This window comes from Marinomonas sp. HM11-D (assembly GCF_057626615.1).
Genome location: NZ_JBMMKT010000005.1, coordinates 305,141 through 327,368 on the forward strand (window position 1 = coordinate 305,141; position 22,228 = coordinate 327,368).

Annotated in this window: 19 protein-coding genes; 13 read left to right on the forward strand and 6 right to left on the reverse strand. The window is 47.5% G+C overall.

The features are described from left to right. Positions 1-66: 66 nt before the first annotated feature. The 3 genes from ACOSVP_RS10025 (at position 67) to ACOSVP_RS10035 (ending at position 1,248) form a co-directional block, all read left to right on the forward strand. A complete protein-coding gene (locus tag ACOSVP_RS10025; RefSeq protein ID WP_487347356.1) occupies positions 67-783 on the forward strand; it encodes a YebC/PmpR family DNA-binding transcriptional regulator in 717 nt (238 codons plus the stop codon). A gap of 89 nt (positions 784-872) precedes the next feature. Then, entirely contained in the window at positions 873-1,052 is a 180-nt protein-coding gene (locus tag ACOSVP_RS10030) for an oxidoreductase-like domain-containing protein (protein ID WP_487347357.1), read from the forward strand. Continuing rightward, complete coding sequence (locus ACOSVP_RS10035) at positions 1,033-1,248, forward strand: DUF1289 domain-containing protein (RefSeq protein ID WP_487347358.1); 216 nt, start codon at positions 1,033-1,035, stop codon at positions 1,246-1,248. The genes ACOSVP_RS10030 and ACOSVP_RS10035 overlap by 20 nt, the downstream gene beginning before the upstream one ends. On the opposite strand, the gene ACOSVP_RS10040 is transcribed toward ACOSVP_RS10035, so the two are convergent. Next, the gene (locus ACOSVP_RS10040; protein WP_487347359.1) at positions 1,245-2,492 is read right to left on the reverse strand and encodes a glycosyltransferase; all 1,248 of its coding nucleotides are present in this window, start codon (positions 2,490-2,492) and stop codon (positions 1,245-1,247) included. The two genes, ACOSVP_RS10035 and ACOSVP_RS10040, sit on opposite strands and share 4 nt — an antisense overlap. Positions 2,493-2,635: 143 nt before the next feature. On the opposite strand from ACOSVP_RS10040, the gene fabV reads away from it, so the two are divergent. Together fabV and ACOSVP_RS10050 are read left to right on the forward strand one after the other, a co-directional pair. Continuing rightward, positions 2,636-3,838, forward strand: coding sequence for an enoyl-ACP reductase FabV (gene fabV / locus ACOSVP_RS10045; protein WP_487347360.1), 1,203 nt, complete (start codon positions 2,636-2,638; stop codon positions 3,836-3,838). Between the two features lie 98 nt (positions 3,839-3,936). Further along, positions 3,937-4,554: a hypothetical protein gene (locus tag ACOSVP_RS10050; RefSeq protein WP_487347361.1), complete on the forward strand. Its 618-nt coding sequence runs from the start codon at positions 3,937-3,939 to the stop codon at positions 4,552-4,554. Between the two features lie 11 nt (positions 4,555-4,565). Here the strand turns inward: ACOSVP_RS10050 and ACOSVP_RS10055 are convergent, their stop codons facing one another. From ACOSVP_RS10055 to ubiG, 3 genes are all read right to left on the reverse strand, one after another. Beyond that, positions 4,566-7,322 carry an insulinase family protein gene (locus tag ACOSVP_RS10055; RefSeq protein WP_487347362.1) on the reverse strand — a complete coding sequence of 919 codons (2,757 nt, stop codon included), beginning with the start codon at positions 7,320-7,322 and terminating at the stop codon, positions 4,566-4,568. Between the two features lie 141 nt (positions 7,323-7,463). Continuing rightward, positions 7,464-8,210: a YciK family oxidoreductase gene (locus ACOSVP_RS10060; protein ID WP_487347363.1), complete on the reverse strand. Its 747-nt coding sequence runs from the start codon at positions 8,208-8,210 to the stop codon at positions 7,464-7,466. A gap of 10 nt (positions 8,211-8,220) precedes the next feature. After that, the gene (gene ubiG / locus ACOSVP_RS10065) at positions 8,221-8,949 is read right to left on the reverse strand and encodes a bifunctional 2-polyprenyl-6-hydroxyphenol methylase/3-demethylubiquinol 3-O-methyltransferase UbiG (RefSeq protein ID WP_487347364.1); all 729 of its coding nucleotides are present in this window, start codon (positions 8,947-8,949) and stop codon (positions 8,221-8,223) included. Positions 8,950-9,286: 337 nt separating this feature from the next. Here ubiG and gyrA point away from each other — a divergent pair, with 337 nt between their 5' ends. The 6 genes from gyrA to rpsA all read left to right on the forward strand — a co-directional run bounded on the left by gyrA (position 9,287) and on the right by rpsA (position 19,055). Continuing rightward, positions 9,287-11,974: a DNA gyrase subunit A gene (gene gyrA / locus ACOSVP_RS10070; protein WP_487347365.1), complete on the forward strand. Its 2,688-nt coding sequence runs from the start codon at positions 9,287-9,289 to the stop codon at positions 11,972-11,974. 72 nt (positions 11,975-12,046) lie between these two features. Then, positions 12,047-13,129, forward strand: a complete 1,083-nt coding sequence (gene serC / locus ACOSVP_RS10075) for a 3-phosphoserine/phosphohydroxythreonine transaminase (RefSeq protein WP_487347366.1) — start codon at positions 12,047-12,049, stop codon at positions 13,127-13,129. A 22-nt stretch (positions 13,130-13,151) separates the two neighbouring features. Further along, positions 13,152-14,273 carry a prephenate dehydratase gene (gene pheA, locus ACOSVP_RS10080; protein ID WP_487347367.1) on the forward strand — a complete coding sequence of 374 codons (1,122 nt, stop codon included), beginning with the start codon at positions 13,152-13,154 and terminating at the stop codon, positions 14,271-14,273. A gap of 33 nt (positions 14,274-14,306) precedes the next feature. After that, positions 14,307-16,511 carry a prephenate dehydrogenase/arogenate dehydrogenase family protein gene (locus ACOSVP_RS10085; RefSeq protein WP_487347368.1) on the forward strand — a complete coding sequence of 735 codons (2,205 nt, stop codon included), beginning with the start codon at positions 14,307-14,309 and terminating at the stop codon, positions 16,509-16,511. A gap of 15 nt (positions 16,512-16,526) precedes the next feature. Next, a complete protein-coding gene (cmk, locus tag ACOSVP_RS10090; RefSeq protein WP_487347369.1) occupies positions 16,527-17,216 on the forward strand; it encodes a (d)CMP kinase in 690 nt (229 codons plus the stop codon). A gap of 156 nt (positions 17,217-17,372) precedes the next feature. Then, positions 17,373-19,055: a 30S ribosomal protein S1 gene (gene rpsA, locus ACOSVP_RS10095; RefSeq protein ID WP_487347370.1), complete on the forward strand. Its 1,683-nt coding sequence runs from the start codon at positions 17,373-17,375 to the stop codon at positions 19,053-19,055. Positions 19,056-19,197: 142 nt separating this feature from the next. On the opposite strand, the gene ACOSVP_RS10100 is transcribed toward rpsA, so the two are convergent. Together ACOSVP_RS10100 and tsaA are read right to left on the reverse strand one after the other, a co-directional pair. Then, a complete protein-coding gene (locus ACOSVP_RS10100; protein ID WP_487347371.1) occupies positions 19,198-19,458 on the reverse strand; it encodes a hypothetical protein in 261 nt (86 codons plus the stop codon). Continuing rightward, positions 19,436-20,176 carry a tRNA (N6-threonylcarbamoyladenosine(37)-N6)-methyltransferase TrmO gene (gene tsaA, locus ACOSVP_RS10105; protein ID WP_487347372.1) on the reverse strand — a complete coding sequence of 247 codons (741 nt, stop codon included), beginning with the start codon at positions 20,174-20,176 and terminating at the stop codon, positions 19,436-19,438. Before tsaA ends, ACOSVP_RS10100 begins: the two co-directional genes overlap by 23 nt. A gap of 132 nt (positions 20,177-20,308) precedes the next feature. Between tsaA and ACOSVP_RS10110 the strand changes: the two genes are divergently transcribed. Continuing rightward, positions 20,309-21,565, forward strand: a complete 1,257-nt coding sequence (locus tag ACOSVP_RS10110; RefSeq protein WP_487347373.1) for a glutamate-5-semialdehyde dehydrogenase — start codon at positions 20,309-20,311, stop codon at positions 21,563-21,565. Beyond that, a complete protein-coding gene (gene nadD, locus ACOSVP_RS10115) occupies positions 21,543-22,217 on the forward strand; it encodes a nicotinate-nucleotide adenylyltransferase (RefSeq protein WP_487347374.1) in 675 nt (224 codons plus the stop codon). Before ACOSVP_RS10110 ends, nadD begins: the two co-directional genes overlap by 23 nt. The last annotated feature ends 11 nt before the right edge of the window (positions 22,218-22,228 follow it).

The following is a 22,228-nucleotide window of genomic DNA, read 5'->3' on the forward strand; positions in this document are numbered from 1 at the left end:
TCCTAAGTGTGCGCTAAGCGTTAGAATTTCCGCTTTCTAAACGACTTAATAGAGTAGGAATATCTAATGGGCAGAGCCTTTCAGAACCGAAAAGAGTCCATGGCGAAAACCTCGGATCAAAAAGCCAAGGTTTACAGTAAGTACGGACGTGAAATTTATGTATGTGCAAAATCAGGTGGTATTGACCCAGCGGGTAACCTAGCACTGCGTAGCATGATCGAACGCGCTAAAAAGGACCAGGTACCAACGCACGTAATCGAAAAAGCCATCGATAAAGCTAAAGGCGGCGGCGGTGAAGACTTCGATACGGCTCGTTACGAAGGTTTTGGCCCAGGTAACACCATGGTGATCGTGGACTGTCTGTCTGATAACCCAAACCGTACCTTCGGTGATGTTCGTACTTGTTTCAACAAAGTTAAGAGCAAAATCGGTACTCAAGGCAGTGTGTCACACATGTTTGACCACTCTGCGATCTTTGTTTTTGCTGCGGCAGACGAAGATGCGGTAATGGAAGCGCTACTAGAAGCAGACGTAGATGTTTCTGATATCGAGTCTGAAGATGGCAAAGTAACAGTATTCACGCCTAACACGGAATACGGTAAAGCTCGCCAAGCCATCATCGATGCGTTCGGTGACGTTGACTTTGAAGTGGATGAAATTCAATTTATCCCACAAATGACGACTGCAATTTCAGGTGAAGACGTTGATCAATTCGAACGTTTCCTTGATCTATTAAATGACCTAGACGACGTGCAGCGCGTATACCACAACGCTGAATTCTAATCGTCCGTCGCGAAATCCCCCGTGTTAGATGGTGCTGCTATGGCAGTATGATCAATGATACGGGGGATTTTTTGTTTTAGGAGTAGCTCATGAAAAATAAGCCAATTCCACCAGAAGACTGGGAATGCTGTGAAAGCCAGTGCTGCCCATGTGTTTGGGATACTTATAATGAAGCGTTGCGTGAATGGAACGCTCAGCAGCAGGCGCTGCAAGCCGTTACTCAGTCAGAGTCCTCCAGCGAGAATCAAGATGAAAAACACGAACCGTAAAAAAGCCACCGCCAAACAAAAGGCGGTCCGTTCACCTTGCATTAATATCTGTGAACTGAATGATGATAATGTCTGTGTCGGCTGTTACCGCACCGGACAGGAAATTAGCCGCTGGGGCAAGATGAGTCGTGAGGAACAGCTGGCGGTGATGAATAAGGTCCGCCAGCGTGAAAGCGAAAGTGGCTTTGTGAATTAATCTTGTGTTTCAGTGCTGGTGTTAACCGCTTGGCCGTTTTTTAAGGTGATCCATTGAGACATATACTGGGTGCTTTTCATTGAGTGATGGCGCACCAGTTTGCCTAAGAAAAAGTGTTCCCGTAAGCGCTGTTTTAACTGCTGTTGAACTTTTAATCGTGCCACCAGCTTTTCTTGCCAGTGTGTTTGCTCATAACGCTGTTTTACTATCGCATGCCCGTTATGCTGCATCAGCTCATAGCTTTGCTGATCTTGGTACAAGCTGACAGCAGCATTAACAAACTCTTCTACATCATCTGTGACAACCCCATTCCAAGGCAGTGCACCATGCATGGCTTCTGCGCCCACTGAAGTGGTAACACTCGGTGTGCCCACTTGCATGGCTTCCACTAATTTACCTTTGATGCCAGCACCAAAGCGAACCGGGCTGAGCATAATGCGCGCGTTTTCAATTACTTCAAAGGCATTGTCTGCCCAGCCTTTGACAAGGAAGCCTTCTTTTTCATTGTGTAGCTGAGTGGCTTTCGGCGGCGGGTAGGCGCCGTAGATGTTAAGTTTTGCCTCGGGTAAGCGTTGACGTATCTTCGGCCAGTACACTTGTTTTAGCTGTAATACCGCATCCCAGTTTGGCGCGTGGCGGAAATTGCCGATGATGACGAAGTCTTGGCGCTCGCTAAAAGGCTTGGCACTGAGGGTTTGTGTGTCGAGCATAAACGGCAAATGCATAACGTGTGTCTCGGGGACGTTAAACTCGGTTTTTAACAGTTCCGTTTCATATTCCGAGATCATCAGGGTCAAATCACTACGATAAATCGCCGCAATTTCACGAATTCCCAGATCGCTGTACATATCCGCTTGTGCAAAGGCGCGGCTTTGTTTGACTGCGGTGTGGCGCGCATCACGTAAAGAGTGCAGATCTTCGGTATTCAGCACCCGTAGCGCGTCCGGTGCAAATTTTTCCACCCGCCAGCCAAATTGCTCTTCCATCATAAAGCGATCAAACACCACCATCTCTGGCTGCAATGCGGCAATATACTCATTAAAGCTATCACTGTTGAGCTCAATCGCGGCAGTGCTCACGCCATATTGAGATAAGTCTTCCATGTGTTCGCTGATCTGAGCAGGGGAAGCAAACTCAACCTGCCAGTCTTGGGCGCGAAAGGTTTTGATAAGTTGCATCATGCGACTGCCTGCCGCGGAGGAGTTTGGCTCAGGCCAAACGTAACCAATAATTAAAATATTCATAGAAGGCGAGTGATTGATCTATAGAGAAATAAAGAAAAGGGACAAGTATTGCAGGGTATTGTATCATGGGCGCCAACTTTGTGTTGTTGCCCATCTACAGGACGCAGCAGCATGCTATGGAAACATGACGTTGAGACTTAACTATGATCATTAAGCCGAAAATTCGTGGATTTATTTGTACGACTACTCACCCAACTGGTTGTGAGAAAAACGTTTTAGATCAGATTGCTAAAACGAAAGCTAACGGCGAAATCAAAAACGGCCCGAAAAAAGTATTGGTGATTGGTTCATCAAGCGGTTACGGCCTTTCTTCTCGTATCGCTGCTGCATTTGGCTCTGGCGCAGCAACCATTGGTGTGTTCTTTGAAAAACCGGCCACTGATAAGAAGCCAGGTACAGCGGGTTGGTACAATGCGGCGGCGTTTGATAAGGCGGCCCACGAAGCAGGTCTTTACGCGAAAAGCATCAACGGCGATGCCTTCTCTAACGAAGCCCGTGACAAGGTCATTGAGCTAATCAAAGCGGACCTAGGCGAGATTGACCTAGTGGTTTATTCCCTAGCATCTCCTGTGCGCAAAATGCCTGAGTCTGGTGAAGTGATTCGTTCAGTGCTTAAGCCAATCGGCGAACCATACCGTTCAACCGCGATTGATACAAACCGTGATGTGATCATCGATGCGGAAATCGAACCGGCAACCGAAGAAGAAGTGGCTCAAACGGTGACGGTAATGGGTGGTCAAGACTGGGAGCTATGGATGTCTGCACTGTCTGAAGCAGGTGTTCTTGCTGAGGGTGCACGTACGGTTGCTTACTCTTACATCGGTTCTGACATCACTTGGCCAATCTACTGGCACGGTGCTCTAGGTAAAGCAAAAGAAGATTTGGATCGTGCTTCTCACGCTATCAACGCTGAACTTGCTAAGCAGGGTGGCGGTGCTAACGTTGCGGTGCTGAAGTCAGTAGTGACGCAAGCGTCTTCTGCGATCCCTGTGATGCCGCTTTACCTATCTATGGTATTTAAGGTAATGCGTGAGAAAGGTCTACACGAAGGCTGTATGGACCAAATCTACCGCATGTTCGCTGAGCGTCTATACAACGACAACAATCCAGCGGAATTGGTCGATGACAAAAACCGTCTACGTCTAGATGACTGGGAGCTTCGTGATGATGTGCAGCAAGCATGTCGCGACCTATGGCCACAAGTGACAGACGAAAATCTATTTGCTGAAACTGATTACCAACTTTACAAAGACGAGTTCTTGAAGTTGTTTGGTTTTGGTGTAGACGGTGTGGATTACGAAGCGGAAGTTGACCCGCAAGTGGAATTTGACGTAATTACACTTTAAGACATTCGTTAACATGACGATAAACAAAGGAGACCATAGGTCTCCTTTTTTTTGTTTAAAGATTCTTCTATAGTGGTGGAAGTCTTAGGAGCGCTTGAATGTTTTTAAAGAAAATCACGACTGTTAGTATGTTAACCGTATCTTCTGTGGCTGTGCCTGTATATGCGCAAACGGTGCGAGTAGAGCCGGTGGAGATAATGTATGGTAATCAGATTTATCATGGTGAACATCAGGTTGTACTCAGCTCTCCTGAAGATGTCACCATCATTCCCGCAGAACAGCCTAAGAACAATATGCTTGCCAATATGGTGATATCGGCCAATCCCAAAAAGTTGTCTTATTTAGAAGAATCGGCCATTGCTAAACGTGAGCAAGAAATCTATCGCGAAGTGAATCAGCGCACCAAAGATTCGCCTTTTACGGTGCTATTTACCGGCCATATCCCAGAAGAAATTCAGCAGAAGCGTCTCAGCATGATGCCAGAAATCGGTATCTTCGGAGATCAAAAGGATAAGTTAGAGCAGGATCAATCAGCGTTGCATCCCGAGAATAATTCAGCTTTGGATGAAGGTGAATTTACGGAAGTGGTGCCGGGGAATCGTATCCAGCCTTCTGCGGCACAGCCAGCTGCTCAAACGCCTGACACTGCCACTGCACCGGTGAATCAAGCGGAACTCACCAATGAGCAGAAATTAGAACAGCTCATTGGTGGTTAACCTTTCCTTCATTATTCAATATGTAAAGCGGTCCATGCCTTAGTGTCCTGCCAGTTATTGGTGATTAGCAGGCGTGCCGCTTTGTTTTGCTCGATCTTCTCACGCATAAAAGCCAAGAAATCAGCTTTGCTTAGCTCTTCAAGCGCTATGACCCATTCTTTGCGGTCATTGAAGTTGTGATCAGGCTCCACAATATGTGGCCATTCTTCTAGCGCTTCTTCTTTTAGGTTGTTAGGTTGCTTCATGTAAGCGGCCAACACCGCCTGACGAGCTTGTTCAAATTCCTTGTCACTTACGTCTTGCTCGCCCCATTTGGTGGATTGAATAAAACGCTCGATCTCGCTTACCAGTACTTGAGTACTGGTGTTTGGAGATTGCACTAAGAAGCCAATCGCTGGTGTGCGTTCAATGGTTTGGTTGGTAACGGCTACGATGTAGCCATACTGCTTCTCTGTGCGAAATTCGTTGTAGAACTTGGCGCCCAATAACTGCGCTAAGATTCGTACGTAGGCACGCTGAGTATAAGAAGCGTCGTTGTTATCCGTTGCAATCAGGCTGTATAGCACTGTGTTGTCAGCGCTGCGTGTATCAAAGTTGTACAGATAGTTCTGTTGCGAACCAAAGTTTTTTAGTTCCACTGGGCGGTAAGAGTGCTTTTCAAGGCAGGTTTTTACCTTGTCCCCAAGTTTGGCGGACAGCAACTGGGCATCGTCTTTGCTGAAGTTGCCCGTCATGTAGCCGACGTATTGGAAGCGTGTGACGTGTTGCTCGATAAAGGCGTTTACTTCGTCTAGGGAAATGTCAGCAATCAAGCCCTGCAACACGTCTACAGGTGCATTACCTTTAATCGCCGTTTGACTAAAGTAATGGCGCGCTAGGGCGTAAGGTGGTTGGCTGTCTAGGTTGTTCAGGCCTTTCAATACATCTAATTTGGCAATCTCAAGACGTTTATCGGATGCGCGAAACGTCATCATTTTATCGACAAGTGAGTAGAAGTAGTCGCTTTGTTTATCGTTATAGCCACTGGTGCGCAGCGTCAGGCCGTTACTGTGGGCATACAATTCATAACCCAATCCCGCCATATAAGGTTGGTAGGTGCTTTCACCTGCGGCGTCATTGAATAGGCGCGCCCAAAGCTGTAGCAGTAGGCGATCGCGATTATCCGGATTCTTTAGGAAGCCGAAGTAGCCAAAGATCATGCCGGTCGGTTTGTCGAACTGCGTGTTTGGTTTGTACCAGAAGTCATAGCCCTTTTTGCTGTCAATGTTGCTTGGCTCAGCGCTCTTGTTTTGCGCGTACAGGTCAAGGTTGACTGGCATAAATGGGTTGGCATTCGGTAAGCCAAAATCCGAAGACAGAGTGCTCTGTGCCACCAAGTCAGCTTGTTTAAAAGCCATCTCACCGTTGGCATATTGGCTCTCGTAAAGAGGCTCAGTTGACCAGTTAATCTCTCCAGAGATCCAATCACTCGGGAAGTGTTTATCGCTTAGCCACTGGACAATTAGGTTGTCTTGCTGCAGATAATTCATCAGGCCACGAATGTCCTGTTCGCTGGCGTTCTCTGCAATGTGGAAGCTTTGCATAAGTTGGTCAGCCGGAATTTCCAATGCACGACCAGACAGAATCTGCGCCAGTTTTACTGGCTGCAGGTAGTCGTGATATTCAAAGTTTAGCAAGCTTAGGGTTTTGGTTTCTGCTAGGTATTGCTGAGAAATAGGGGCTTGCTGCAAGTTAGCAATGGTTTTAAAGAGACGCTCAAGAATCTCATCGCGATGCTCTACGCCATCTTCTGTTAGCGACATGGTGATGGTGAAGAAGGCGTGCTGACCATCGTCTAGATTGGTGCCTGCGTGAAGAGCTTGAACCCAGTGCTGTTGCTTTAGATTGGCAAACAGTGAATTCTCTGATTCATCACCTAGTACATAGGATAGGTAGCGTGCCGGTTGCGTGGCGTAGTTAAGGGTCTGGCTAGGAATCTGGAATGAGAATTTGGCGACGTTTTTCTCGGTTTGGGTTTTGAATAACTGCACCTTGCCAGCTTGCGCTGTAATCATTGGTAGCGGTGCTTTTTCTGCTGTAGAGCGTTGCTCAATCGCATCGAAGTAGTTGCGTGCGTAGGCGGCCAATGTTTCCAATGGTTGGTTCGCGACTAAGGTAAGCGCCATGTTTTCTGGTGTGTAGTAGCGATGGTAAAAGCCTAAAAGTAAGTCCTGCAGCTGCTCTGCGGGAACGTTGCCAAGCGTATCCTTATTGCCCACGGTAAAGCGCGCAGCAGGATGTTCGTCGGAGTAAAGCGTTTTGATGGCTTCATTACTACGGCGGCTTTCATCGTCTAATTTAGCGCGATATTCAGAATCTACGGCGTTGATTTCACGCTCTATGTATTGCGGATCCAAAGTCGGAGCAATAAAAAACTGGGCAAAACGATCCAATGCTTCTGGGTACGACACGGGGAGCGTATCAAAGTAGTAATTGGTGATCTCTGCGCCAGTAAATGCGTTATGTGAACCACCGCTTTGACGAATAAATTCTTGATAGGCTCCTGCTTCAGGGTATTTTTCTGTGCCTAAAAATAGCATATGTTCAAGCAGGTGGGCTAAGCCAAGGTGCTTGCTAGGATCTTGATAGCTGCCTGCTTTAACGGCCAAAGACGCAGCAGAGCGCTCTGCCATCGGGTCCGAAACTAAAATGACAGTGAGGCCGTTATCGAGAGTGAGGCGTGCGTATTCGTGTTGGTCTGATTGACCTTTACCTAGGATAAGTTGCATGGGTACAGCTATAGCAGAAAGACTAATAAACGAAGCGCAAATTAATAAAATTTGCGCTAGGAATGGGGGGCGAAATATTGGTCGAAATTTAATCATGGGCACAGATTAGCCTGATCCCATGATGAAGTGCAAGCCCTTTAATTATTTGATTTGAGCATCAAGTGATTGGCCGTTCACTTTTACGCTATCTTCACCCATTAGGTATAGGTAAAGTGGCATGATGTCCTCTGGGGTTTTGAGTGTATTGGGGTCTTCCGCTGGGTAGGCGTGGGCACGCATATTGGTGCGAGTAGCGCCAGGGTTAATGGCGTTGACGCGAATGTTGGAGATATTTTCCAGTTCATCGGCCAATAGCTGCATCATGGCTTCTGTAGCAAATTTTGAAACCGCATACGCGCCCCAGTAAGCTTTGGCTTTGCGGCCAACGCTTGAGCTAGTGAAAATGATGGATGCGCTAGGGGCTTTTTGTAGTAGAGGCAGAAGAGCTTGGTTTAACAAAAACGCTGCCGTTACGTTGACGCGCATTACCTGCTCGAAGGTGCTGGGTTCAAAATTAGCTAGCGGTGTACGAGCACCCAGCATACTGGCATTGTGCAAAATGCCATCAAGACGGCCAAATTCTGTTTCAATGGTGTTGGCTAGGTCGATGTAATCGTGCTCAACCGCCGTGTCCAAGTTTAACGGTACGATTGCCGCTTGTGGATAGCCTAGGTTTTCGATCTCATCGTACACTTCTTCCAGTTTCTTGGTCGTACGTCCCAATAAAATCACTGTGGCGCCGCAAGCCGCGTAGCTTAACGCTGCTTGCTTACCAATGCCGTCTCCGGCGCCAGTGACTAGGATAACTTTGTCTTGCAATAAATCGCTCGGTGCTTGGTAATCCAGCATCGTAGACCTCCTAGTTTTGTGACGGTTTTTGTGTATGCATCAAGTAGTTAACGGATACATCACGGTCATTCAATTTATAAACCTTAGTTAATGGATTATAGGTCATGCCGGTCATGTGTGTGACATCAAGGCCTGCTTGGCGGGCAAAGTTGCTAAGCTCCGCTGGTTGAATGAATTTAGCGTAATCGTGGGTGCCTTTTGGCAGCATTTTTAGGACGTATTCCGCACCGACAATGGCAAACAGGTAAGCCTTCGGGTTGCGGTTGATGGTTGAGAAGAATACGTGGCCGCCAGGTTTGCAAAGTTTCATGCATGCGCGAATAACGGAAGCAGGATCAGGTACGTGCTCAAGCATTTCTAGGCAGGTGACGACGTCATATTGTTCCGCTTCACGCTCAGCGATTTCTTCTGCAGTAATGCGCTCGTAGTCGATTTCAAGACCGCTTTCTTCTAGGTGAAGTTTTGCCACCGCCAGTGGTGCTTCGCCCATGTCGATACCTTTAACGGTCGCGCCCATTTGCGCTAAGGCTTCGGACAAGATGCCGCCGCCGCAGCCGATATCAATGGCTTTTTTACCGTTCAGCGCAGCACGCTCATTGATGTAGTTAGCGCGTAGTGGATTGATGTCATGAAGAGGTTTGAACTCACTGTTCTTGTCCCACCAGCGGCTTGCTAGGGCTTCAAATTTAGCGACTTCATCTAAATCGACATTGGTGGAGTTGTTCTGGTTTGAGGTCATCTCTTTTTCCTATTGTATCGTGGCTACTGCGTTAACGATTAGGTCTATTCCTAGTATTCGAGCGATCGCCGCTAAGTGGATCAAAGCATTATAGCGATTCTGTTGTTGGCGACAAACTCGGAACTGCAATGCTGAGTCGCTTTTTACGTAATTTTGATCGTAACCAAGAGCTTGCGTGAATTTTGTGCAGTGTCTGTGGCACGTTTGTCGAAAAATAAAAGCGCGATAGATGATGGGTGTTCAGGATTTGCTTGTGGTATAATGCCGCGCTTACAAAAAGATGGCCGGAGCGTGTTGCCATGTCGCCTCGCTCCAAACATAAGGAACGGTAGTATCTATGGGTGAATTAGCCAAAGAAATTATTCCCGTCAGTATCGAAGATGAGCTGAAAGGTTCTTATCTTGATTACGCGATGAGCGTAATCGTCGGGCGTGCATTGCCTGATGTTCGAGATGGTTTGAAACCGGTTCACCGTCGTGTTTTATACGCGATGAACGAACTTAAGAACGACTGGAATAAGCCCTACAAAAAATCCGCTCGTATCGTCGGTGACGTGATCGGTAAATATCACCCTCATGGTGACTCTGCTGTATACGAAACCATCGTCCGTATGGCGCAGCCATTCTCAATGCGTTACATGCTAGTCGACGGCCAAGGTAACTTCGGTTCGGTTGACGGCGATAGCGCGGCAGCTATGCGTTATACCGAGATTCGTATGGCGCGTATGTCGCACCATATGCTGATGGATTTGGAAAAGGAAACGGTGGATTTTGTACCTAACTATGATGGTACAGAGTTTATGCCGGAAGTGTTGCCAACACGTATCCCAGGCTTGCTAGTTAACGGCTCTGCGGGTATCGCGGTCGGTATGGCGACCAATATTCCACCTCATAACCTAGGTGAAGTGATCGATGGCTGTTTGAATGTCATTGATAACCCAGAAGTGACCATCGATGAACTGATGGAGCACATTCCTGGTCCAGACTTCCCGACAGGCGCATTTATTAACGGTCGTGCAGGCATTGTTGAAGCCTACAAGACTGGCCGTGGCCGTATTTATATGCGTGCCCGCCACCATGTGGAAGACATGGAAAAAGGCAATCGTCAAGCGATCGTCTTTACTGAAATTCCTTACCAGCTTAACAAAGCAAAAGTGATCGAGAAAATCGCTGAGTTGGTAAAAGAGAAGAAAATCGAAGGTATTAGCGAGCTACGTGACGAATCTGATAAAGATGGTATGCGTATCGTGATCGAACTGCGTCGTGGCGAAAATGCTGACGTGGTAGTGAATAATATCTTTGCGCAAACTCAGCTACAGTCTGTGTTTGGTATCAACATGGTGGCCCTAGTAGATGGTCGCCCAGAGTTGTTGAACCTAAAACAAGTACTTGAGTGCTTCGTCAAACACCGCCGTGAAGTGGTGACTCGCCGTACTATCTTCGAACTGCGTAAAGCCCGCGAACGTGGCCATGTTCTTGAAGGTCTAGCGGTTGCCTTGGCTAACATTGATCGTGTGATCGAGTTGATTCGTCAGTCGCCAACGTCAGCAGAAGCGAAAGAAAAACTGATCGCTGAGACGTGGGAGCCTGGCAATGTTATGGCCATGCTTGAGCGTGCTGGTGCGGATGCCTGTCGCCCAGATGACCTAGATGCAGCGTATGGTTTCAATGACGGTGTTTACCGTTTGTCACCAGAGCAAGCGCAAGCGATTCTTGATCTTCGTCTACATCGCCTAACAGGTCTTGAGCACGAAAAACTACTAGGCGAATACAAGTCTTTGATCGACTTGATTGCTGAGTTGCTAGAAATTCTGGGCAACCCTGACCGCCTAATGGAAGTGATTCGTGAAGAGCTTGAAGAAGCGCGTGATCAGTTCGGCGATGCACGTCGCACAGAAATTCTAACTTCTAAGCAAGATCTAACCATTGCTGACTTGATTGATGAAGCGGCCATGGTAGTGACCATTTCTGATACCGGTTATGCCAAGACTCAACCGCTAGAAGAGTACAAAGCTCAACGTCGTGGTGGTCGTGGTAAGTCAGCATCGGGTATGAAAGATGAAGACCATATCAGTCACTTGTTGGTAACCAGCAGTCACGATACCGTGATGCTGTTTAGTAACTTCGGTAAAGTGTACTGGTTGCGTGTATTTGAAATTCCAGTTGGTAGCCGAGCGTCTAAGGGCCGTCCAATCGTGAACCTATTGCCATTGGCAGAAGGTGAGCATATCTCTGCGCTATTACCATTGACTGCGCCAGAGAAAACCGATGTAGACAGCGATGTGGAAGTGGATGTAGAAGACGGTGACGACGTTGTTGCAAGCAGCTACATCTTTATGGCGACGGCCAACGGTACCGTTAAGAAAACGGCCATGGAGCACTTTGCTCGTCCACGTACAAGTGGTCTGATCGCGTTGAAACTGGATGAAAGTGATGCACTGGTTGGTGTGGCACAAACGTCTGGTAACGATGACATCATGTTGGTGTCGAGCTCAGGTAAGACGATCCGCTTTAAAGAAACGGATGTGCGTCCAATGGGTCGTACCGCAGCGGGTGTGCGCGGTATCAAGCTGGCTGAAGATGCCAAAGTGGTGTCTCTGATTGTGCCAAGCGCAGACCAAGATACAGCGGTACTAATGGCTTGTGAAAATGGTTACGGTAAACGTACTATGATCAGTGAATTCCCAGTTTACGGTCGTGGTGGTCAAGGTGTGATTGGTATTCAAGTGTCCGAGCGTAATGGCCCAGTTAAGGGTGCGACGCAAGTTGAAGAGTCGGACGAAGTGATCTTGATTACCGATATGGGTACCTTGGTACGTACGCGCGTTTCTGAGATTTCATGCCAAGGTCGAAACACTCAAGGTGTGACATTGATTCGTCTATCAAACGGTGAGCGTTTGGTCGGTGTTGAACGTGTTGTGGAGGACGATGATGCGGAAGCAGAAGCCGAGCAGGTTGATGTGGGCGTTGAGCAAGTCGACACAACGGATGAACTGACGAGCAATCCCCCAAGCTCTGAAGAATAAAATCCTAGGCGCACCTTGAGTGCGCCTTCTTTTGTGTTGTAAGACACATTTTTAAATGAGGTTTAAGGCAGAATGAGCCGAGTTTACAACTTTTGTTCTGGTCCCGCCGCGCTTCCAGAAGCTGTACTAGCAAAAGCGCAAGCAGAACTTCTTGATTGGCACGGAACCGGTGTGTCAGTGATGGAAATGAGCCACCGTAGCGATGAGTTTATGTCGATCCTAGCATCGGCTAAAGCGCGTCTAAGCAAGCTACTGAATATCTCTGATGATTATGAAATTGTCTTCACTCAAGGTGGTGCTTCCACGTCCTTCGCACAAATTCCGGCTAACCTAAGCAATGGTTTTGCGTCGGCTTGTTACCTAGATACCGGTGCTTGGTCGAGCAAGGCTCTAAAAGAAGCGAAGAAATACACCAATGTTGTGGTGGCTGGCTCATCAAAAGATGTGAACTACACCACGGTGCCAGATTTCGCGACACTGAATCTGGATGAAAAAGCGGCTTACTTGCATCTAACGCCTAACGAAACCATTGGTGGTTTGGAGTTTGCGGATCTGCCGGAAACAAATTTACCAATTGTGGCGGACTTGTCTTCGACTATCTTGTCTCGTCCATTGGACGTGTCTAAGTACGGCATGATCTATGCCGGAGCACAAAAGAACATTGGCCCAGCCGGTGTGGTGATTAATATCATTCGCAAAGATCTGTTGGCGCGCAGTAATAATGATGTGTTGCCAAGTGTGTGGTCTTTCGAAAGCCTTGCACAAAATGATTCCATGATTAACACGCCGCCAACGTTTGCGATTTACTTGGCAGACTTGGTGTTTGAGTGGTTGGACGCTCAAGGCGGCGTTCCAGCTATGGAAAAACTAAATATTGAAAAAGCTGAGTTGTTATACAGCGCGATTGATAACAGCGGCTTTTACTCCAACCCAATCGATGTTCGTTACCGTTCACGTATGAACGTGCCATTTGTATTGGCGGACGAATCACTTGAAAAGACTTTCTTAAAAGAGTCAGAAGAAGTCGGGCTTCGTACCCTTGCGGGTCACCGTTCAGTCGGTGGTATGCGTGCGAGTATCTACAATGCTATGCCTCTTGCAGGTGTGCAGGCATTGGTAGACTTCATGCAAGCATTCGAAAAACGCTACGGCTAATTGTAATTAGGACACACGCTCTATGACGACAAAAAACGATACTATCCCGATGACGTTGCCTCTGCTACGTGATCGAATCGATGCAATTGATGCGCAGATTCAAGATTTGATAAATGAGCGCGCAGCTTGTGCGCAAAAGGTAGCTGAGGTAAAGCTAGCCGAGCAAGGTGATGAGAAAGTCGTGTTTTATCGTCCGGAGCGTGAAGCCCAAGTATTGCGTCGTGTGATGGAGCGTAATAAAGGTCCGCTAGGCAATGAAGAGATGGCGAAGATCTTCCGTCAAATCATGTCTTCTTGCTTAGCACTTGAGCGCCCAATGCGCATCGCTTTCTTGGGTCCGGAAGGCACCTTCACACAGCAAGCGGCGCTAAAGCACTTTGGTCAGTCGATTGTCAGTGCGCCGATGGCGGCCATTGATGAAGTGTTCCGCGAAGTGGAGTCGGGTGCAGCCAACTACGGTGTGGTTCCGGTTGAGAACTCTACCGAGGGTGTGGTCAATCACACGCTAGACAGCTTCCGTGGTTCACGTTTGAAAATTTGTGGTGAAGTCGAGGTTCGTATTCACCACAACTTGTTGGTGGCGCCAAATATCAATCCTGATGATGTCACGCATATTTACTCGCACCAGCAGTCTTTAGCGCAATGTCGTGCCTGGTTGGATCGTTACTGGCCCCACGCAGAGCGTGTTGCCGTGAGTTCAAATGCGGAAGGTGCGCGTCTAGCGGCTGAAGCGGGTCGCAATGGTAAAGCAGTTGCGGCCATTGCTGGCGAGATCGCCAGTCAGCTGTACGATCTAGAAATCGTCTCGGCGAACATTGAAGATCACCCAGAAAATACCACGCGCTTCTTGATTATCGGTAACGAGAAGACGCCACCAAGCGGTAAAGATAAAACTTCTTTATTGGTCAGCGCTAAGAATGAGCCAGGTGCTCTGTACCGTTTGCTTGAGTCATTCGAGCGTCACGGTGTGGATATGACACGCCTTGAAACTCGTCCTTCTTTGATCAGTAAGTGGGGCTATGTGTTCTACATCGACTTTTGGGGGCATTGTGAAGAGGGTGCTTGCAAGACCGTGATTGATGAACTGCGTGAACGTGCATCGGAAGTGAAAGTGCTGGGTTCTTACCCGGTTGCAGTGCTGTAAGCGCTAAGTTTGTTCGGTTATAAGGCGCTTACTATGCAAGACAATAAAAAAGAGTTTGGTAATGTTCTAATCGTTGGGTTGGGCATGATTGGTGGCTCGTTCGCGAAAAGTCTAAAGCAACAAGGTCTGGCGACCTTGTATGGGGCGGATCGTCGCGCGGGAGAGCTGACGCTGGGGGTATCGACCGGCGTAATTGATCATCCTGCTCAGCTGGATGAAGCGACTATTTCAAACATGGACATTATTATCCTAGCGACGCCAGTGCGCGCCATGGAGTCTGTGTTATCTGAAATTAAACCATTTATTAAGCCAACTACTTTGGTGACCGATGTCGGTTCTACCAAAGGTAGTGTGGTGGCCGCTGCGGTCAAAGTATTTGGTGAGGCGCCTGCTAATTTCATTCCTGGGCACCCCATTGCCGGAGCGGAGAAAAGCGGCGTACTGGCGGCCAACCCTCATTTATTTGAAAAGCATATGGCGATTATTACGCCATTGCCTTATTCCGATCCTGAATTGCTCGACCGACTGCACCGCCTATGGCGTGCTGTAGGTGCGGATGTCGTGAGTATGGATGTGGATCATCACGATCATGTGTTGGCGGCGTCTAGTCACTTGCCTCATTTGTTGGCTTACACCTTAGTGGATGCCTTGGCGAATGCGGAACGCAGTCAAGATATCTTCCGTTTTGCGGCCGGTGGCTTCCGTGATTTCACCCGTATTGCGTCGAGTGATCCGGTGATGTGGCGTGATGTGTTCTTGGCCAATAAAGACGCGACCTTGACGACGTTAGACCTGTTTACAGATCGTTTGGCGGAGATGCGTCAGGCTATCGTCGATGGCGATGGAGCCTCTATGTACGGTGTATTTACTCGTGCTAAGTCGGCTCGTGATCACTTCTTGCGTTTGCTCGAGCAGCGTACCTTAGGTAAGCCCCAAGAAAAGCAAGTTTCGATTTCGGTGAGCCCTGCATCGGCGATTAACGGTGACGTTAAGTTGATCGGTGACAAATCTTTGTCACATAGAGCGCTTATAATGGCCGCCCTAGCGCATGGCGTCAGTGAATTAGTTAATATCGATCTAGCTGGTGATGTAAAAGTGACCATGCAAGCCCTGCGTGATATGGGGGTAGTGATCGAGGAATTCGGCTATGGCTCAGTGCGAGTGCATGGTGTGGGGCGCAAAGGGTTGCGTGCTCCGATCGCGCCAATCAATGTCCATAACTCTGCCACCAGCTTGTATTTGTTGGCGCCAGTTTTAGCAGGGCAGACATTCCCTGTTGAGGTAGTCGGTGAAGACTCTTTACTCAATACCCCGTTCACACATCTATTGGCCTTGCTGAAAAGTGTCGATGCTGATGTGGTGTCGGCGGCGGCGGATTGTTTGCCGTTTAAATTTGCGCCTGCTCAATTATCTCCTTTGTCAACGACATTGCCTGGGCCAGCGTCCTCGCGCCTCATGTCTTCGGCGGTGATTGTGAGTTTGTTTGCTGATCAAGATGGCCAGTTTGAGTCTGCACTGCCTTTTGATGAACAAGTGCGAGCGCTGTTTGCATCTTTTGGGGTGCAGGTTAAGGGTGAGGCAAGCTTTACAGTGCATCATGAAAGTATTGTGGGGGCTAATCTTGAGTTACCGGCGGATATGCAACAGGCGCTATGGAGTGTCTTGCTAGCCACCATTTTACCGGGCTCTGCTTTGCAATTAGAAGGTGTGGCGCGTCATGGGCGCATGAATGTTCTGCTGAAGGTGTTGCAGCAGGCGGGCGCTAAGTTTGTCTGGTTGGGTGAACCTTTAGGGGTCTTTAATACTCAAACGTTGCGAGTCAGTTTCGCGCCTTTAAAAGCCTTTGCATTAACGGCGGAACAATCTTATGAGTTGCGTGAATTCGTCTCTCTTTTGGCGGTTCTAGCGGTGTATGCGGAAGGTGAAAGTCAGTTCGAGGGTATTCCTCAATTGCCTTATTTCTACGAAGATCGCATCACCACATTGATGGATGGTGTGAATCATATCGGTGGTGCCATTGAGTGGCAGGCCGGAACACTAATAATAAAAGGATGTCCCCCTCAGGGTGGGGATTTGGACAGTGCAGGGAACGAGTTAGTGGCATTAGCTTTTCTACTACTTGCAGCACGTTGCCGCAATGGTGCGACAGTCAGGGATTGTCAAAAATTGTTAGCGCAAATTCCAAACTTAGAAGAAATTGCGACTGTGCTGGGCCTCAAGTGTTCAGTGCATAGCTAAATAAGAGGAACAGTTATGATGAATCAAGCCCCAGTTATTACGATTGATGGCCCAAGTGGTGCCGGTAAAGGTACAGTTAGTCAGTTGGTCGCCGAGAAGCTGGGATGGCATTTGCTTGATAGTGGTGCGCTTTATCGTTTATTGGCTTTGGCCGCTTCTCATCACGGTATTCAAACGGATGATGTGGAAGCGCTCAAAGTATTGGCAGAGCACTTAGATATCCAATTCTTGCAAGCGGATACTAATGAAGTCGAGATTGTATTGGAGGGGGAAGTTGTTACCCAAGCGATCCGTACTGAAATTATTGGTAATCAAGCCTCAAAATTGGCAGCGATTCCAGATGTTCGTGACGGGCTTTTATTACGCCAGCGTGCCTTTGTGCAAACGCCAGGATTAGTTGCCGATGGTCGTGATATGGGCACAGTGGTGTTCCCAGAAGCGAGCATAAAAGTATTTTTAACCGCTAGCCCAGAAGAGCGCGCTCAACGTCGCCTGATGCAATTGCAGCAAAAGGGCGATGAAGTGAAGCTGGATGAGTTAGTCAAAACCATCAAAGAGCGTGACGAGCGCGATGCTAACCGTCCGGTTGCCCCATTAGTACCGGCCGTTGGTGCGCTAGTGATCGATAGTACCGATATGACCATTGATCAAGTTGTCGACGTGATTATGACGGAAGCAGCAAAAGCATCATACATTGCAGTTTGATCTGTATTTATGTTCAAACTTTGTGCTAAAATAGATCGATTAAACAAGTCGATTTGGCGCCAGCTCTTGCCAAGTCGCAATCAATGCAAATTAACCCCACATAAGCTGGCGATGTGGTAGGGAACATTTAGTTGTTCCATGTATATAGGAATCACAATGACTCAAAGCTTCGCAGAACTGTTTGAAGAAAGCCTAAAAAGCGTAGAAATGGCGCCAGGCTCGATTGTTACTGGTATCGTTGTTGACATCGATAGCGACTGGGTAACTGTTCACGCAGGTCTTAAATCTGAAGGCGTTATCCCACGTTCTCAATTCCTAAGCGAGAGCGGCGAATTCACTCTAAACATCGGCGACGAAGTTAAAGTTGCTCTTGATGCTGTAGAAGACGGTTTCGGTGAAACTAAACTTTCTCGTGAGAAAGCTAAGCGCGCTGAAACTTGGTCTGTGCTTGAAAAAGCATACGAAGAAGGTGAAATCGTTAAAGGTATTATCAACGGTAAAGTTAAAGGTGGCTTCACTGTTGATATCGCTAACATCCGTGCTTTCTTGCCAGGTTCTTTGGTAGATGTTCGTCCTATCCGTGACACATCTCACCTTGAAGGTGTTGAACTTGAGTTCAAACTTATCAAGCTTGATCAAAAACGTAACAACGTTGTTGTTTCTCGTCGTGCTGTTATGGAAGCTACTAACAGTGCTGAGCGCGAATCTCTTCTTGCTAACCTTGAAGAAGGTCAAGAAGTTAAAGGTATCGTTAAGAACCTTACTGACTACGGTGCGTTCGTTGACTTGGGCGGTGTTGATGGTCTTCTACACATCACTGACATGTCTTGGAAACGTATCAAGCACCCAAGCGAAATCATCGCTGTAGGTGACGAGATCGACGTTAAAGTTCTTAAGTTCGATCGTGAGCGTAACCGTGTATCTCTAGGTCTGAAACAACTAGGTGAAGATCCATGGGTAGCAATCAAAGCTCGTTACCCAGAAGGTACTAAAGTTACTGCACGCGTAACTAACCTAACTGACTACGGCTGCTTCGCTGAGCTAGAAGAAGGTGTTGAAGGTCTTGTTCACGTGTCTGAAATGGACTGGACGAACAAGAACATCCACCCATCTAAAGTTGTTCAAATCGGCGACGAAGTAGAAGTTATGATCCTAGACATCGACGAAGAGCGTCGTCGTATTTCTCTAGGTATCAAGCAGTGCACTCAGAACCCATGGGAAGAGTTTGCTACTTCTTTCAACAAAGGCGACAAGATCTCTGGCGCAATCAAGTCTATCACTGACTTCGGCGTATTCATCGGTCTTGACGGTGGTATCGACGGTCTTGTTCACCTATCTGACCTATCTTGGGATGAAGCTGGTGAAGAAGCCGTACGTAAGTACAAGAAAGGTGACGTTCTAGAAACTGTTGTTCTTTCTATCGATGCTGAACGTGAGCGTATCTCTCTAGGCGTTAAACAACTTGAGCAAGATCCATTCGTTGCTTTCGTTGCTGAAAACGACAAAGGCGCTATCGTAAACGGTACTGTTTCTGAAGTTGACGCGAAAGGTGCTACAGTTGTTCTAGCTGAAGGCGTTGAAGCTTACTTGAAAGTTTCTGAAATCAGCCGTGACCGTGTAGAAGATGCGACTTCTGTACTTAAAGAAGGTGACTCTGTAGAAGCTGCGATCACTAACGTTGATCGTAAAGCACGCACTATCGCTATCTCTGTGAAAGCGAAAGATGCATCTGAAGAGAAAGCTGCTCTTAAATCTCACGCTGAGAAGCAACAAGCTGAAGTTAGCGGTCCGACTACAATCGGTGACCTAATCAAAGCTCAACTTGAGAACCAAAACTAAGTTTTATTGAGCTAACGCTTAATAGAATATGTTTTAAAAGGCGGACCCATTTGGGTCCGCTTTTTTTATGTTTTTTTTAAGATCGGATTGACAAATAAACTATACACAGAAGATGTGGATAAACGTGGGTATAGCTCTTAGGTTAGCGAAAATTGGCTAAAAGTGTTTTGATATCTTCTTCATTCCATTCAGGTTTTTCGAGTAATTCAGTCAGATCAGGGTTGTTTTGAATCTGGTCTAAATTCTTTTGAAATTTGGCAAAATGGTAGTCTTTTATCAACTTTTCATCGTATTCCGAGCGATACAGTTTGGGACTATTTTGGCTGGAGTCGACCTCACTTGCCTGAGTCTTTTTCAAGTTATTCACAGTCTTGTAGGCATTAAGCATCTTTGACTTGTTCATTGGACTCACCTATTGGAAATTCTATTTGCGTCACGAGAAAGTAATCCTCTTTCGCGGTCCACTTAATATTAGCATTCCACAGTTGATTGCCGTGGTCACGACCTTCTGAGCCAACCAGATAAGACGGGCGTGGATCTTGACCAATAACTTGCTCAATCAGTGGCATTAAATCTCGTTGATACGTTTCTTTATAGCTGTTGGCCTGTTGCAGCGCTAGTTCTGAGAAGTGCACGGATTTTAGCGTAGTGGGGAGTGGGGCGAAGCCACCTTTAGCGTTTGGCAAGGCATCGGCGTAAGGTAGGTAAGGCTTGATGTCGACCACCGGCGTTTGATCCAGTAAATCAGCACCAATAATGTCGATAAAGACACGATTACCTTCTTTGCGTACGCCTTTGACTTCCACGACTGATAAGCCTAGTGGATTAGGGCGGTGCGTGGCGCGCGTCGCAAAAATCCCCATTTTTTCTTTGCCGCCCAAACGTGGTGGGCGTATTTTCGCTTTCCAGTTGTCGGTCATGCACTCATGAAAAATGAAATGAACCCAGATATGTGAGAATCCATCCAAACCGTCGAGTACATCAAGACGGTTGAAAGGTGGTAATAGCTCAATTGAGGCTGAAGCTTCGGTGACCAGTCCTGGTTGGCGAGGAATGCCAAATTTCTGTTTGTAACAAGAGTGAACGACGCCGATTTGCTGAAATTGAAAGGTGCTGGTCATGGGTAAATTAATCGTTAGGACGTTGAATATTTGAGAATCAGATTGAATAAGATGTGTTAGTATACCGCTTATCTATTTTTATAGCGTCCCATAAAGGGAAAAGACATCGCTGGATAAAGAAGAGAGAAACGAATGTCCTTAGAATCTTACATGAACGAAGTTGGTCAAAAGGCTCGTGCTGCGTCACGCCAATTGACTCGTGCTACCACTGAGCAAAAGAACAAAGCCTTGTTTGCCATGGCCGATGCTTTGGAGCACGCACGACCTCGATTGAAAGAAGAGAATGCTAAGGACTTAGAAAATGGTAAGCAAAAAGGGCTAGATGCGGCTTTATTGGATCGCCTTGAACTGAACGATGCGCGCATCGACGGTATGATCGAAGGCCTTAAGCAAGTAGCAGCCTTGCCAGATCCAGTCGGTGAAATCACTGATATGGTGTACCGTCCATCGGGTATTCAGCTGGGTAAAATGCGAGTGCCACTGGGTGTCATTGGTATCATTTACGAATCACGTCCAAACGTAACCATTGATGCGGCGAGTCTATGTTTGAAGTCTGGCAACGCAACTATCTTACGCGGTGGTAGTGAAGCCTTTTACTCAAACCAAGCCATTGCCGAAGCGGTTCAGTCTGGTCTTGCAACAGCGGGTTTGCCAGAAGATGCGGTGCAGGTGATCAATACGGTCGATCGTGAAGCGGTTGGTTTGTTAATTACGATGCCTGAGTTTGTTGATGTGATTGTGCCACGTGGTGGTAAAGGCTTGATTGAGCGTATTAGTAAAGATGCACGTGTGCCAGTCATCAAGCACCTAGACGGTAACTGTCATGTCTACATTGATGACCAAGCGGATCTAGACAAAGCCTTTAAAATTGCTATGAATGCAAAGACTCGTCGTTACGGTGTCTGCAACGCCATGGAGTCATTGCTGGTGAATGCTGCTGTGGCAGCAGACATCCTTCCTCGCTTAGCGGATGCCTTGGCTGAAAAAGGGGTGGAGCTAGTAGGCTGTGAGCAAACTCGCGCCATTATTGATGCCGCGGTAGCAACGGAAGATGATTGGTACACGGAATACCTAGCACCGAAGTTGTCGATTAAAGTGGTCGCGGATATGGATGAGGCGATTGCCCACATCAATAAATACGGCTCTCATCACTCTGATGCTATCGTGTCACAGAACTACTCGAAAACACGTGCTTTTATGGCAGAAGTGGATTCGTCTTCCGTCATGGTCAACGCTTCAACAGCGTTTGCCGACGGTTTCGAATACGGTCTAGGGGCAGAAATTGGTATTTCTACTGATAAAATTCATGCCCGTGGCCCTGTGGGTCTGATTGGTCTGACCAGCCAAAAATACGTGGTGTTAGGGGATGGTCACACCCGTGACAACTGAGTTGTCAAATACAGCAAAAAAAGGAACGGTCGTGATGGGGGGGACATTTGATCCCATTCACCACGGCCATTTGCGTTCTGCGGTCGATATCCTCGATTATTTCCAGTTTGAAACGCTACGTTTGATCCCTTGTTACCAACCGGTACACAAAGGGGAGCCGAGTGTTAGTGCTGAGCAACGCCTAAAAATGGTGGAGCTTGGTATTCAAGCGGATTCACGCTTAAGTGTCGACGCGCGGGAAATACTTCGGGAAGGACGTAGTTACAGCATTGATACCTTGATCCAGCTGCGTGAAGAGCTGGGGGATGAGGAACCACTGATCATGGTGGTGGGTATGGACAGTTTCTTGTCTTTACCAACCTGGGCCCGTTGGCAGGAGTTGCTCGACGTGGCGCACATTTTAGTGATCTCAAGACCTGGGTGGGAACCTGATTTTATTTCTACGCTAGAGTCTTTTTATGAAAAACATCGAGCCGAGAGCGCGGCTGAGTTACAATCCGCGCCCGCTGGTAAGATTTGGATGCAGAGCTTCACGCCTCTTGCGATTTCATCTAGCCAAGTACGAAACCTTTGCCGCAAAAACGCGTCTATAGCCTACTTGGTTCCAGAAACAATACAACGCTTCATCGAAGCACATTCTTTATATAAATAGGGTTATCCGAA

Coding starts and splice junctions, on each gene's coding strand:
- ACOSVP_RS10025 (WP_487347356.1), top strand. CDS start 67: ATGGGCAGAGCCTTTCAGAACCGAAAAGAGTCCATGGCGAAAACCTCG.
- ACOSVP_RS10030 (WP_487347357.1), top strand. CDS start 873: ATGAAAAATAAGCCAATTCCACCAGAAGACTGGGAATGCTGTGAAAGC.
- ACOSVP_RS10035 (WP_487347358.1), top strand. CDS start 1,033: ATGAAAAACACGAACCGTAAAAAAGCCACCGCCAAACAAAAGGCGGTC.
- ACOSVP_RS10040 (WP_487347359.1), bottom strand. CDS start 2,492: ATGAATATTTTAATTATTGGTTACGTTTGGCCTGAGCCAAACTCCTCC.
- fabV (WP_487347360.1), top strand. CDS start 2,636: ATGATCATTAAGCCGAAAATTCGTGGATTTATTTGTACGACTACTCAC.
- ACOSVP_RS10050 (WP_487347361.1), top strand. CDS start 3,937: ATGTTTTTAAAGAAAATCACGACTGTTAGTATGTTAACCGTATCTTCT.
- ACOSVP_RS10055 (WP_487347362.1), bottom strand. CDS start 7,322: ATGCAACTTATCCTAGGTAAAGGTCAATCAGACCAACACGAATACGCA.
- ACOSVP_RS10060 (WP_487347363.1), bottom strand. CDS start 8,210: ATGCTGGATTACCAAGCACCGAGCGATTTATTGCAAGACAAAGTTATC.
- ubiG (WP_487347364.1), bottom strand. CDS start 8,949: ATGACCTCAAACCAGAACAACTCCACCAATGTCGATTTAGATGAAGTC.
- gyrA (WP_487347365.1), top strand. CDS start 9,287: ATGGGTGAATTAGCCAAAGAAATTATTCCCGTCAGTATCGAAGATGAG.
- serC (WP_487347366.1), top strand. CDS start 12,047: ATGAGCCGAGTTTACAACTTTTGTTCTGGTCCCGCCGCGCTTCCAGAA.
- pheA (WP_487347367.1), top strand. CDS start 13,152: ATGACGACAAAAAACGATACTATCCCGATGACGTTGCCTCTGCTACGT.
- ACOSVP_RS10085 (WP_487347368.1), top strand. CDS start 14,307: ATGCAAGACAATAAAAAAGAGTTTGGTAATGTTCTAATCGTTGGGTTG.
- cmk (WP_487347369.1), top strand. CDS start 16,527: ATGATGAATCAAGCCCCAGTTATTACGATTGATGGCCCAAGTGGTGCC.
- rpsA (WP_487347370.1), top strand. CDS start 17,373: ATGACTCAAAGCTTCGCAGAACTGTTTGAAGAAAGCCTAAAAAGCGTA.
- ACOSVP_RS10100 (WP_487347371.1), bottom strand. CDS start 19,458: ATGAACAAGTCAAAGATGCTTAATGCCTACAAGACTGTGAATAACTTG.
- tsaA (WP_487347372.1), bottom strand. CDS start 20,176: ATGACCAGCACCTTTCAATTTCAGCAAATCGGCGTCGTTCACTCTTGT.
- ACOSVP_RS10110 (WP_487347373.1), top strand. CDS start 20,309: ATGTCCTTAGAATCTTACATGAACGAAGTTGGTCAAAAGGCTCGTGCT.
- nadD (WP_487347374.1), top strand. CDS start 21,543: ATGGTCACACCCGTGACAACTGAGTTGTCAAATACAGCAAAAAAAGGA.